Genomic DNA, 12,653 nt, shown 5'->3' on the forward strand with positions numbered 1-12,653 from the left:
GGATATTGCAACACGCCGTTAAGTCCAAAGTGAGAGGTTTGCTCCGATTTGGAGCAAGCCGATGGTCACGAGCCGCGAATTCGCCAAGACGCGCCTTCCGCTCTGGGCGGCAGGCTTCGTCGTGCTGATTTGCGTGGCGATCCTCGGCTTGAGCGCCTGGCGCGAATGGGAGACGCGCAATGCCGATCTCAGGAACGCCGAGATCGACGTCACGAATCTCGCGCAATCGCTGATCCAGCACGCGGACGACACTTTCGAGCTCGCCGACACGATCCTGGTCGGGCTGGTCCACCGGCTGGAGCTCGACGGGACCGGCCCCGATACGATCGCAAAGCTCCAGACCTATCTGCCGACCCGCAAATCGTCGGACCGCATCCGCGGCATCTTCATCTATGACGAGACCGGCCGCTGGCTCGCCACGACCGAGCGCATCGATTTCTCCAAGCTCAACAACAGCGACCGCGAATATTTCCGGCAACACCGCGACTCCCCGGAGAAGGGCACGCTGATCGGACGTCCCGTCAAGAGCCGCGCCGGCGGCCAGTGGATCATCACTGCGTCGCGCCGGATCGACCGCCCGGACGGCAGCTTCGCCGGCGTCGCCCTGCTCACGATCGACGTCGCCTATTTCGTGAAATTCTACGAGCGGTTCGACTTCGGGCCGAACGGCTCGGCATCGCTGCTCAACAACGGCGGCATCATGCTGGCGCGCAGCCGCGACGAGGCCAGTGCCTTCGTCGGCCGCGACCTGTCAAATGCGCCCTTGTTCAAGACCTGGGCAAGCCGTCCCGCCGCGGCGGTCTATTATTTCACGTCGCCGCTCGATGGCGTGCAGCGGCTGAGTTACTACCAGCGCAGCAGCCGTTATCCGCTGATGGTGCTGGCAAGCAAGTCGCAGGACGACGTGCTTAGGCCCTGGCGCCGCGCGGCAACCGCGCGCATGACCTTCGTCCTCGGTCTCGTCCTGCTGATCGCGTTGATCGGCTTCTATCTGGTCCGTCAGCTGGTGCAGCGCCAGCGCATGGCGCAGGCCCTGGTCGCCAAGGAGGCGAATTTCCGCCTGCTGGCCGAGCAGTCCAGCGACATGGTGACCCGGATCGGCATGGACAACCGGCTGCTCTACGTCTCTCCCGCATGCGTGCGCATCACCGGCTGGTCCGCCGACGAGCTGCTGACGACTTCGGCCCTGGCCGGCATCCACCCGGACGACATGGAACGTGTCGAGCAGGCCATCACCGCGCTGAAGAATGGCGAGGCCGAGGAAGCGCGGTTCGTCTATCGCCAACGTCATCGGGACAAGGGTGAGATCTGGGCGGAGGCGGCGCTGCACGTGACCTTGGCGTCGGACAGTGGCGAGATCGACGGCGTCGTCGCAGTCGTGCGCGACATGACCGAGCAGAAGGATCTTCAGGACAAGCTCGCCTCGCTTGCGACGACCGACGGCCTCACCGGCCTTGCCAACCGGCGCGCATTCGACGAACGCCTCACCGATGAATGGGCGCGCGCCCGGCGCGACGGCACGCAGCTTTCGCTCCTGCTGATCGATGTCGATCACTTCAAGAAGTTCAACGACCATTACGGACATCTGGCGGGCGACGGATGCCTTCGCGCGTTAAGTCGGATTCTGTCCGCCCACGCCAGGCGCCCAGGCGATCTCGCCGCCCGCTACGGCGGCGAGGAATTCGCCGTGCTGCTGCCGAACACCGGCCCGGACGGCTGCGCCGAGGTCGGCGAAGCGATTCGCCAGGCTCTGCACGATCTCGCCATGCTGCATGCGCAAAACCCGCCCTCTCGCCTGGTGACCGTCAGCGTGGGCGCCGCGGCGAGCCTGCCATCGGAAACCACGGCGGACTCCAGCACGCTGGTCGCGGCTGCTGATCGCGCGCTCTACGCTGCCAAGGACCGCGGCCGTGACCGGCTGGTGATGTCGGGACAGGTCGTTCCCTGGCCCGCGAAGACCGCGTGACGGGATCGATCGCTCACCAGGCGTAGCGAACGCTGCGCCGCGCACCACAACCGTAGAGACAGTCCCGGGTTTGTCCTCAATACTCGGGCAGGATATGACTGCAGTCAGGGCCGGATGTTCGGCCAATCCGAGAGTGCTGCCGTGACTGATGGAATCAAGCTGGTCCTCTTCGACATGGACAACGTGCTCTGCGACTATGACAGGGCAAAGCGTGTCGCCTGCCTGGCAGAACTGGCGGGGACGACCAGCGAGTTCATCCACGAGGCGTTCGGGCAGGCCCTCTCGGAATATGGCCTGCTTCATGGATGAATATGCGTAACATCGTAACGCCGGTGAAGGCGTCCAGGCAGGCTCGGCCCCGGCGCAATCACTTGTCGTGATTGGGGACCCATTCCTCCGCGGTCGAGTCCCAATGATGGGTATCGTCGAAGTGCCGCCATGGGGGCCGCTGTGGTTTGGGCTCGGCGGGCTTTTTCCACGGTTGGGGCATGAGCGCGCCAAGCCTCATCGTCCAGTCACGGGCGCTCTGTTCCCAGTACGGCCTGTTGAAGGGCGTCAGCATCGGGGCCTCCTTCAAGCAAGAAGCGTGGCCATTCTAGCACCATCGGAGCCATGTGGTGTAAGATGCTTCACACTCCGAAATGAATTTTTCCGCTTACTCCTTCGCCCAAGGAGCGGCCGGCGGATCCATGCCGGCCCATGGCGGCGTCGAATGCGGGTGCGCCGGCCTTCGTTTCGAGGAGCCGGATTCCAGGCCGGCGAAGCACTGAGACGTTCGATGCTCAACTTCCGTACAGATAGTTCGGCAGCCACAGCGTCAGGCCGGGCCAGATGTACATGAACACCATGCAGACGATCACGATCAGCATGTAGGGCATCATGCCGGAGAAGATCTGGTTGAGCGTGACGTGCTTTGGCGCCACGCCCTTCAGATAGAACGCCGACATCGCCACGGGCGGCGACAGGAATGCGGCCTGGAGGTTGACGAAGACCAGCACGCCCCACAGGATCGGATCGATGTTGAAGTGCTTCAGCATCGGCAGGAAGATCGGCACGAAGATCACGATGATCTCGGTCCATTCCAGCGGCCAGCCGAGCAGGAAGATGATCGCCTGCGACAGGATCATGAACTGGACCGGCGACATGTTGAGCGAGAGCACCCAGCTTTCGAGTAGCGCCTGGCCGCCGAGGATCGCGAACACGGCCGAGAACAACGCCGAGCCCACGAAAAGCCAGCACACCATCGAGGTGGTCTTGGCGGTCAGGAACACCGCTTCCTTGGTGCGCTTCCAGTCCAGCGTCCTGGCCTGGAACGCGAGCAGGAAGGCGCCGGCCGCACCCACTGCCGCCGATTCCGTCGCGGTGGTGATGCCGAACAGGATCACGGCGAGCACGACCACCGTCAGGATGCCGAGGGGCATCACGGACATGACCAGGAGCCGCAGCACCTCGAACTGCTCGGCTTCCATGGTCCAGTAGTAATAGAGGAGCATGAGCGCGCAGATGCCGGCGACGACGGCAAAGTAAGTATAGAACTCAGGCGGCGGTCCGGACTCCGCGGGCGCGGCCGTGGTCTTGCCCCGCAGCTCGGCACTGCCCATCTGCTGGAGCACCTCGGGCGCGTTCGTCGTGGCCCTCTCCGACCGGCTGGCGGCGCCGCCGAGCTCCTCGAGCTTTTCTTCGGCGCTCTCCTGCTGCTGGGCGCCCGCGCCGAGCGGCTGGAGCGTCTCCTCCGCGCGCGGCTGTTGCTGCGTCGCGGCCGCGACCGGTGTTTGAATGTCGGCCTGCTGGTGGATCACGACGTACCACCAGGCGGCCCAGAGCGTTGCAAGCGTGAGGACCAGCGGCACCAGCGCGTAGCCGAGGCTCCGCACCAGCGTCGAATAGGTGACGCGGGCGCCATCGACGCCGGCATTGACGATCCTGGCAGGCGCCAGCAGGGCCGCAACGAGCGCCGGCAGCACTTTGCGCGAATAGGCCTGCTGCAGCGTGACGATCCACGGACGGACCGGAACCTTGGTTTCGCTTTCGGGAAGCTTCGGCGCAATCTTCGGATTGAGTAGCGCCCAGCCGACGATGTAGACGAGATAGAGGAAGGCCAGGAAGAAGCCCGGAAACATCGCCGCCGCGTAGAGCTTCACCACCGACTGTCCGGCGACGGCCGCGTAGACGATGATCATCACCGAGGGCGGAATCAGGATGCCGAGCGTGCCGCCGGCGGTGATGACGCCGGAGGCGAGCTTGACGTCATAGCCGGCCTTCAGCATCGGATTGAAGGCGATAACGCCCATCAATACCACGACCGCGCCGACGAGCCCGCTCGCGATGCCCCAGAACGTGCAGACGATCAGCGTCGCCACCGCGAGCGAGGCAGGCACACGGCGGAAGGCGAGCTGGATCGAGTAGAACATCTTGTCGACCAGCGCGCCGCGCTCCATGACGTAGCCCATCAGCACGAACAGAGGGATCGAGATCAGGACGTCGTTGGTCATCGCACCATAGGTGCGCTGAACCATCAGGTCGAAGATGTGGTTGTCGCCCCAGGCTTCGCCCGCCCGGTGATAGGCGAAGAAGCCGAAGAACATGCCGAGCCCCATCAGGGTGAAGGCGGTCGGAAAGCCCATCATGATCACGACCACGATGAGGACGAGCATCAAGAGTCCGAGTGCCGGATCGCTGATCATCCCTGCAGGTCTCCGCCCATGCCGCGCTGCCGCGCGCTTTCCTCGATGTCCTGCGCGCGTGCGATCGCCGCCTTCCGCGCCTCTTCGTCGACATGTTCGCTGTGCGCAAGCTGCTCCTCGATGACGTCGATTTCGGAGACATCGGCGAGCCGGCCCGGCCAGGTCCCTGTCTTGAGACAGAGCACGCAGCGGGCGATTTCGGCTACACCCTGCAGCAGCACCAGAGCGCCCGCGAGCGGAATCATGAACTTGAAGTGGTAGACCGGCGGCCCCTCGGCGGTGACGTTGGAATGCTCGTTGATGCGCCAGGAATCCTGCGCATAGTCCCATCCCGCATAGACCAGCGCGGCGATGCCGGGCAGAAAGAACGCCAGGTACAGCACGAGGTCGAGGCTCGCCTGGGTGCGCGGCCGCATCGAAGAGTAGAGGAAGTCGCCGCGAACATGGGCGTTCTGGGCCAGCGTATAGGCGCCCGCGATCATGAACAGGGTGCCATACAGCATGTTCGAGGCGTCGAAGATCCAGGCGGTCGGCATGTTGAGGATGTAACGCTTGAAGACCTCGGCACAGACCAGCGCCATCAGGCCCACGACCAGCCAGGCCGCGATCTTGCCGGTCCACGTGCTGATCGCGTCAATGGTGTACAGAAAGCGCTGCGGATTCATGTGCGTTGCCATCGCCAATCCTGGCGTTACTGCTGCCTAGAGACAAGACAAGCGCCATCCGGGTTGCGGTCCCGGATGACGCTTCGATCGTGCGATGAGCCTGCTAGCTCTTCTTCTTGGCGTTGGGACCAAAATAGTGGGTGTAGGCCATGCGGCGGCTGACCACCGTATCCTGCTCCCACTGCGTCGCCCTCTTGGCGAAGGCCAATTGCGATTCGACGATCTCCTTGAACAGCGGGTTCTCTGCCGACTTCTTCTCGGCCACCTGGTCGAACACCTCCAACTGCTTCTGGAGGATCGAGTCCGGCGTCTTGTAGAACTTGACCTTGTCCTTGGTCTGCAGCTCCTCGTAGTCCTTGGAATAGCGGTCGATCGCCTTCCAGGCCATGTCCTGGCCCGCCGCGTCGACCGCATTGGCGATGATCGCCCTCATCTTCTCCGGCAGCGCGTCGAACTTTGTCTTGTTGAACAAAATCTCGAACTGCTCGGCGTTCTGGTGGTAGCTCTGGAGCATGCAGATCTTGGAAACATCCGGGAAGCCGAGGACGCGATCGGATGTGGCGTTGTTGAATTCGGCCGCATCCAAGAGGCCACGGTCCATCGCCGAAACGATCTCACCACCCGGCAACGCGTTGACCGCAGCGCCGAGGCCAGTGAACACGTCGATTGAGATGCCGACGGTGCGGAATTTCAGGCCCTGGAAATCCTCCACCTTGGTCATCGGCTTCTTGTACCAGCCGAGCGGCTGGGTCGGCATCGGCCCGTATGGGAACGAGACGACGTTGGCGCCGATCGAGGCGTAGAGCTTCTCGAGGAGCTCCTTGCCGCCGCCATAGCGGTGCCAGGCGAGCAGCATGTTGGCATCCATGGCATAGCCCGGACCCGAGCCCCACAGCGCAAGCGCGTTCTGCTTGCCATAGTGATAGGCGAGCACGCCGTGCCCGCCGTCGAGCGTGCCCTTCGACACCGCATCCAGCAGGCCGAAGGCCGGCACCACAGCGCCGGCGGGAAGCACCTCGATCTTGAGGTCGCCGCCGGTCATGTCGTTGACCTTCTTGGCATAGTCGAGCGCGTATTCGTGGAAGATGTCCTTGGCCGGCCAGGTGCTCTGCCAACGCATGCTGATCGGCCCCTGCGCCAGGGCGATGGTTGGCGCGGCGACAGTGGCGGCCGCTCCGGCTGCGGCAGCCTTCAGAAAACGGCGGCGCGTCGACGCGCCGTCCTTGCTCGTGTTCGTCATGATGTCCTCCCTCAGCGCGATCCGTGACGGATCGCCCATTTTTTTTGTAAGGAGAAGACAAGGACTTGCGCCGGACTTTGGCAAGAAAGTTCCGGACGATGCGACGCTTCGACGCGGAGGGCGTGCAGGACGACGCCAACTCGCCTGTTCGAATTATTCCCCGCCCGTCGGATTAAATTAAGCGGCAGCGTGAAGGCGCCTGCTGCGCATGACGCGCTGCACCATTACGCCAGATGACACGCCACGAAGTGCCCGCCTGCCCCCTCCTTCAGCTCGGGCGCGCTTTCGGCGCAGCGCGGCTGGGCGATCGGGCAGCGGGTGTGGAAGTGGCAGCCGGACGGCGGTTTCATCGGGCTCGGCACGTCGCCCTTGAGGCGGATGCGCTCGCGCTTGAGCTTGGGATCGGGCACCGGCACCGCCGATAGCAGCGCCTTGGTGTAGGGATGCTGCGGATGGCGGTAGAGGTCGCTGGCCTTGGCGAGCTCGACGATGCGGCCGAGATACATCACCGCCACGCGGTCGGAGATGTGCTCGACCACCGAGAGGTCGTGCGCGACGAAGAGGTAGGTGAGGTTCAGCTCGGCCTGGAGGTCTTCCAGGAGGTTGATGACCTGGGCCTGGATCGACACGTCGAGCGCCGAGACCGGCTCGTCGCAGACGATCAGCTTCGGCTCGACCGCAAGCGCGCGCGCGATGACGATGCGCTGACGCTGGCCGCCGGAGAATTCGTGCGGATAGCGCCGCATGTGCTCGGCCTTCAGGCCGACCTTGACCAAGAGGCCCGCAACGCGCTCCTCGCGCTCCTTGGCGGACGAGGCCAGATTGTGGATGGTGAAGGCCTCGCCGAGAATGGCGCCGACCGTCATGCGCGGATTGAGCGAGGCGAACGGATCCTGGAACACCAGCTGCATGTTCCGCCGCATCGCACGCAGATCGTTGCCGCCGAGCTTGCGCACGTCCTGGCCGTCGAAGGTGACCTCGCCATCGGTCGGCTCGATCAGGCGCAGCACGCAGCGGCCCGTGGTGGACTTGCCGCAGCCGGATTCACCGACGAGGCCGAGCGTCTCGCCGCGATTGACCGAGAACGACACGCCGTCGACCGCATAGACACTGCCGACCTGGCGCGACAGCAGGCCGCCGAGCACGGGGAAATGTTTCTTCAGGCCGCTGACGCGGAGCAAGGGTTCGCTCATGACGCGGCTCCCAACTGCGTATCTCCCAGGTGACAGGCCATGCGATGGCCGGGCGAGACCTCGCGCAGCAGCGGCTCCCTCTCGGTGCAGACGTTCATGGCGAACTTGCAGCGCGGCGCAAAGCGGCAGCCCACCGGCGGATTGATCAGGATCGGCACCGAGCCGCCGATCGCCTCCAGCCGCGTCTTGTGCTCGCTGTCGAGATCGATGCGCGGGATCGAGCGGATCAGGCCTTGCGTATAGGGATGGCGGGGATCGCCGAAGAGATCGTCGACGGGCGCTTCCTCCACCACCTTGCCGGCATACATCACGACGACGCGCTGCGCGGTCTCGGCGACGACGCCCATGGCATGGGTGATCAGCATCACCGCCATGCCGAAGCGCTCCTTCATGTCCTGCAAGAGGTCGAGGATCTGCGCCTGGATGGTGACGTCGAGCGCCGTGGTGGGCTCGTCGGCGATGATCAGCTTCGGCTTGCAGGCGAGCGCCATCGCGATCATCACGCGCTGGCGCATGCCGCCGGAGAACTGGTGCGGATAATTGTGCACGCGGCCTTCGGCGTTGGGGATCTGCACCAGCTTCAGCATCTCGATGGTACGTTCGAGCGCCTGCTTCTTGGTCACCGCTTCGTGCCGGCGCAGGCTCTCGGCGATCTGCTCGCCGATCGTGAGCACCGGATTGAGCGAGGTCATCGGCTCCTGGAAGATGAAGCCGATCTCCTTGGCCCTGATCTCGTCGAGCTGATTGCTGGTCAGCGGCACGAGATCGCGGCCTTCGAAGATGATCTGGCCGGCCGCAATCCGGCCCGGCGGCATCGCGATCAGCTTCAGAATCGACATCGCGGTCACGGTCTTGCCGCAGCCGGACTCGCCGACGACGCAGAGCGTCTCGCCCTTGTTGATGGAGATGTCGACGCCGTCGACGGCCTGGAGGATGCCGTCGTCGGTGGAAAAGTGGGTTTTCAGGCCCTTGATCTCGAGCAGCGGCGCCATCAGATCACCCGTCGCGCATCGAGCGCGTCACGCAGGCCATCACCGATGAAGTTGATGGCGACCACCGCGATGAAGATCGCGCCGCCCGGAAACAGCGCCCAGTGCGGACCGATGTCGAGGAAGTCCTTGGCGTCATACAGCAGTCGTCCCCAGGTCGGCGTGTCGGGTGGAAAGCCGAGACCGAGAAAGGACAGCGTCGATTCGGCGATGATGGCGGCGGCGACGTCGATGGTGCCGGCAATGATCACCGGGCCGACCGCATTGGGCAGGATATGGCGCACCACCTGCCGCACCGGGCTGGCGCCGAGCGCGCGGGCCGCCTCGACGAACTCCTTCTCGCGGATCGACAGGAACTGCGCGCGCACGAGCCGCGCCACCGGCATCCAGCGCAAGCCCCCGATCACGAGCACGATCAGGATGAAGATGCCGCCTTCGGGACCGAACACCTGCTTCAGCCCGTCGCGGAAGAGATAGATGAGCAGGAGCAGCAGCGGCAGTTGCGGCAACGACAGGAAAAGGTCGGTGAGCCACATCAATCCGTGCCCGAGCGCACCGCGCGACATGCCGGCGAGCGCACCGATCAGCGTGCCGATGAAGACCGAGACCAGCATCGCGGCGAGCCCCACCGCGAGCGAGATGCGGCCGCCATAGATCATGCGCGCCAGGATGTCCTGGCCGAGATCGTCGGTCCCGAAAGGATGGGCGAACGACGGTCCCTGCATGCCCGCGACGATGTCGATGTCGTTGATCTTCACACGCCACACGAAGGGCCCAAGCACGACGGCGAGAACCAGAATGAGGAGCAGGAAGGCGCTGACGACGGCGAGTTTGTGACGGCTGTAGCGCCGCCACGTCTCGCGCCAGGGCGAGTAGGCGCCCCGCTCAGCGGAGGGAGATGCGAGGGTCAAGCCAGCCATAAAGGACGTCCGCGATGAGGTTGAACAGCACCACGAGGCACGCGAAGACGAAGGTGACGGCCATCACCACCGGCGTGTCGTTGGAAAGGATGGAGGAGATCAGCAGCGAGCCGATGCCGGGGATGCGGAAGATCTGCTCGGTGACGATGGCGCCGCCGAACACCGCAGGCATCTGCAGCGCGATCAGCGTGACCACGGGGATCATGGCGTTGCGCATCACGTGCTTGACGATCACCGTGGCCTGGCCGAGGCCCTTGGCTCGCGCCGTGGTGACGTAGTCGAGCCTGATGACGTCGAGCATCGCCGAGCGCACGAAGCGCGTCATCGACGCCGCCTGGAACAGGCCGAGCACAGCCACCGGCATGATGGCCTGACGGATCATCTCCAGCACCCAGCGGAAGCCGGTGGCCTTGATGTCTGTGGTGTAGACGAAGGGCAGCCAGTCCAGCGTGACCGAGAAAATCAGGATGAACAGGATGCCGGTGAAGAAGGTCGGCAGCGAGAAGCCGACGAAGGCGAGCGTGTTGGCGATCTGGTCGAACAGCGAATAAGGCTTGGTCGCGGCATAGACCCCGACCGGAATCGCGATCAGCAGCGCCAGGACCTGCGCCGAGCCGATCACGTAGAGCGTGGCCGGCAGACGCTGGAGGATCAGCGTGTCGACGTCCATCCGGCTGACGAAGGAAAAGCCCCAATCCCCGTGCAGCATGGCGTTGAGCCAGTGCAGGTAACGAAGGTGGATCGGATCGTCGAGACCGAACTTGGCCCGGAGTGCGGCTTGCACCTCGGGCGGCACGTTCGGGTTCGTCGCCAGTTCAGAGAACGGATCGCCGGGGGCGAGCGCAAGCACGACGAACAGCACGACCGAGATTCCGAGCAGGCTCGGAATCGCGATCAGGAGGCGGCGCAGGACGTATTGACTCATGAGGGAAGGCCCCGTCTTAGAGCTGGGGGATCATTCCTCGCGGTACCAGTCGAACAGGTTGTCGGTTTCGTTGGCCCAGCCCGAGATCACCGGGCGCAGCGTGTTCGAGGCCGCCTCCACCTTGAGCCGGTGCTGCGCCGGAATGAACACGGTCTCCTGGAACAGGATGTCGTTGGCCTTGATGTAGAGCGCCACGCGCTTGACCGGATCCATCTCGCCGTCGGCGGCGTCGATCGCCGCGTCGTAGTCCTTGTTGACAAAGCGCGGGAAGTTCGTGCCCTGCCACTTGTTCTCCTTGGTGGCGACGTTGCTCGAATGATAACGGCGCATGTGCTGGGCCGGATCCGGCTGGCTCATCGGGATCTGGAACATCTCGATGTCGGCGTAGAACTTCGCGTAGGTGTCGGGATTGGCGACGTCCGACGAGAAGAACACCGAGGCCACGACCGACTTCAGCTCGACGTCGATGCCGGCCTTCTGGCAGGCCTGCTTGACGATCGCCTGCGTCTTCTGGCGCGGGCCGTTGATCGAGGTCTGGTACAGCAGCTTGAGCTTCTTGCCGTCCTTCTCGCGGATGCCGTCCGCGCCCGGCTTCCAGCCGGCATCGTCCAGAATCTTCGAGGCCTTCTCGATGCTGAACTCCCAGGAGGTGTTCTTGGAGACGAACTTTTCCGGACCGTTGAGGAAGTTGGCGGTGGTGCGGCCGGCGCGGCCGTAGATCGCCTTCTTGATGGAATCACGATCAACCAGCAGCGACAGCGCCTTGCGCACGGCGGGGTCGGAGAACAGCGGATGCTTGGTCTTCATCGACGACTTCTCGCCGTCGACCTCGGTGCCGGGGTCGGTGAAGTTGAGCGCGATGAATTCGGTGTCGCCGCCGACGGCGTAGATGGTCTTGCCCTTGCCGCCCTTCTCCAGGCGCAACAGCACGTCGTCCTCGACCTGGATGTTCCAGCCGAAATCGTACTCGCCGGTCTGGATCACCGCACGCGCGGCCGAGACGGCGTCGCCGCCGCCCTTCATCTCGAGCGTGTCGAAATAGGGCCGGTTCGGCATGTGATAGTCTTTGTTGATCTCACCGCGGATGAGATCGCCGGGCTTGAACTCGATGAATTTGTAGGGGCCGGTGCCGACGGGCGCGAGGTTGTTCGGCGCCTCGCGGGACTTGGAGCCCTTGTACTCGGCGAACAGGTGCTTGGGCAGAATCTGTCCGGTTGCGCCGACGAAGGCATCCGCCCAGAACGGCGTCGGCTTCTTGAAGGAGAGACGGACCGTCAGATCGTCCACCTTCTCGACCGTGATGTCGCGATAGGTCGCTACCGTGACGGCGGCCGTCGCGGGATCGATGATGTATTCCCAGGTGAAGACGACGTCGTCGGCGGAGAACGGCTTGCCGTCATGCCACTTCACGCCGGGCTTCAGCTTCCACGTCACCGACTTGCCGTCGGCGGCGAGCAGGCCGTTCTGGGTCGAGGGAATTTCGGAGGCCAGAACCAGCTTCATGTTGCCGTCCGGATCCCAGCAGGCGAGCGGCTCGTAGAACAGGCGCGAGCCGTCCTGGTCCTTGGTGCCGGTGGCGAAGTGCGGATTGAGCAGAGTCGGGCCCTGCCACCACAGCAGCTTCAGCGCACCGCCGCCGCCACGCTTGGTCGGCTTGTAGGTGGTGGGGCCCTCGGCCATGGCGACGCCGCCGAGTGCCAGGATCTGGTTGGCCAGGGGAGCGGTGAGACCGACCGCGGCGAGGCGCTTGATGAAGGCGCGGCGATCCATCCGCCCGTCCTTCACCTGACCGATCATCGAACGCAGTTCTTTATCCAGCATGGTTGTCCCCCGTCTGGTTCCCGTATGGATGCAGGCGGCCGCAAGACGCGACCGCCGGGTTTGGCTGGCGGTAGATGGCACACCGATTAGGGGGCACGTCAACTGGGACCGTGTGTATGCAAACGGTCTTCTGGCTGTCCGTTGGGCAAAACTGTGTTCCGCAGCCCAAGCGTTCGGCAATCCGGCGCCAAAATGCGCCGGAAACCGCGCTGCACTGCGGAAAATTTGTTCGCCGGATCAGACGAAGTAT

General features: G+C 64.3%; 11 protein-coding genes. 2 read left to right on the forward strand and 9 right to left on the reverse strand.

Features of this window, described 5'->3' with window-relative positions:
- Window positions 1–61 precede the first annotated feature (61 nt).
- Together JQ592_RS10990 and JQ592_RS10995 are read left to right on the forward strand one after the other, a co-directional pair.
- Window positions 62–1,966 carry a sensor domain-containing diguanylate cyclase gene (locus JQ592_RS10990; RefSeq protein ID WP_211402867.1) on the forward strand — a complete coding sequence of 635 codons (1,905 nt, stop codon included), beginning with the start codon at window positions 62–64 and terminating at the stop codon, window positions 1,964–1,966.
- Window positions 1,967–2,107: 141 nt separating this feature from the next.
- On the forward strand, window positions 2,108–2,275 hold the full coding sequence (locus JQ592_RS10995; RefSeq protein WP_246820339.1) for a hypothetical protein: 168 nt from the start codon (window positions 2,108–2,110) through the stop codon (window positions 2,273–2,275).
- Between the two features lie 58 nt (window positions 2,276–2,333).
- On the opposite strand, the gene JQ592_RS11000 is transcribed toward JQ592_RS10995, so the two are convergent.
- The 9 genes from JQ592_RS11000 to JQ592_RS11040 all read right to left on the reverse strand — a co-directional run bounded on the left by JQ592_RS11000 (window position 2,334) and on the right by JQ592_RS11040 (window position 12,403).
- A complete protein-coding gene (locus JQ592_RS11000) occupies window positions 2,334–2,528 on the reverse strand; it encodes a hypothetical protein (protein WP_211402868.1) in 195 nt (64 codons plus the stop codon).
- Window positions 2,529–2,748: 220 nt separating this feature from the next.
- Window positions 2,749–4,647 (reverse strand): TRAP transporter large permease, encoded by a 1,899-nt coding sequence (locus JQ592_RS11005; RefSeq protein WP_211402945.1) that lies wholly within the window; start codon window positions 4,645–4,647, stop codon window positions 2,749–2,751.
- On the reverse strand, window positions 4,647–5,315 hold the full coding sequence (locus tag JQ592_RS11010) for a TRAP transporter small permease subunit (protein WP_211402946.1): 669 nt from the start codon (window positions 5,313–5,315) through the stop codon (window positions 4,647–4,649). The genes JQ592_RS11005 and JQ592_RS11010 overlap by 1 nt, the downstream gene beginning before the upstream one ends.
- A 103-nt stretch (window positions 5,316–5,418) precedes the next feature.
- Complete coding sequence (locus JQ592_RS11015) at window positions 5,419–6,555, reverse strand: TRAP transporter substrate-binding protein (protein ID WP_211402869.1); 1,137 nt, start codon at window positions 6,553–6,555, stop codon at window positions 5,419–5,421.
- 224 nt (window positions 6,556–6,779) lie between these two features.
- Window positions 6,780–7,748 carry an ABC transporter ATP-binding protein gene (locus tag JQ592_RS11020; protein ID WP_211402870.1) on the reverse strand — a complete coding sequence of 323 codons (969 nt, stop codon included), beginning with the start codon at window positions 7,746–7,748 and terminating at the stop codon, window positions 6,780–6,782.
- Window positions 7,745–8,740 (reverse strand): ABC transporter ATP-binding protein, encoded by a 996-nt coding sequence (locus tag JQ592_RS11025; RefSeq protein ID WP_211402871.1) that lies wholly within the window; start codon window positions 8,738–8,740, stop codon window positions 7,745–7,747. The genes JQ592_RS11020 and JQ592_RS11025 overlap by 4 nt, the downstream gene beginning before the upstream one ends.
- Window positions 8,740–9,657 (reverse strand): ABC transporter permease, encoded by a 918-nt coding sequence (locus JQ592_RS11030; protein ID WP_211402872.1) that lies wholly within the window; start codon window positions 9,655–9,657, stop codon window positions 8,740–8,742. The genes JQ592_RS11025 and JQ592_RS11030 overlap by 1 nt, the downstream gene beginning before the upstream one ends.
- Window positions 9,623–10,582 (reverse strand): ABC transporter permease, encoded by a 960-nt coding sequence (locus JQ592_RS11035; protein ID WP_211402873.1) that lies wholly within the window; start codon window positions 10,580–10,582, stop codon window positions 9,623–9,625. Before JQ592_RS11035 ends, JQ592_RS11030 begins: the two co-directional genes overlap by 35 nt.
- A 30-nt stretch (window positions 10,583–10,612) precedes the next feature.
- Window positions 10,613–12,403, reverse strand: coding sequence for a peptide ABC transporter substrate-binding protein (locus JQ592_RS11040; protein WP_211402874.1), 1,791 nt, complete (start codon window positions 12,401–12,403; stop codon window positions 10,613–10,615).
- Window positions 12,404–12,653 lie beyond the last annotated feature (250 nt).

The sequence above is a fragment of the Bradyrhizobium iriomotense genome (assembly GCF_018129405.1).
GTDB classification, from domain to species: Bacteria; Pseudomonadota; Alphaproteobacteria; order Rhizobiales; family Xanthobacteraceae; genus Bradyrhizobium; species Bradyrhizobium iriomotense_B.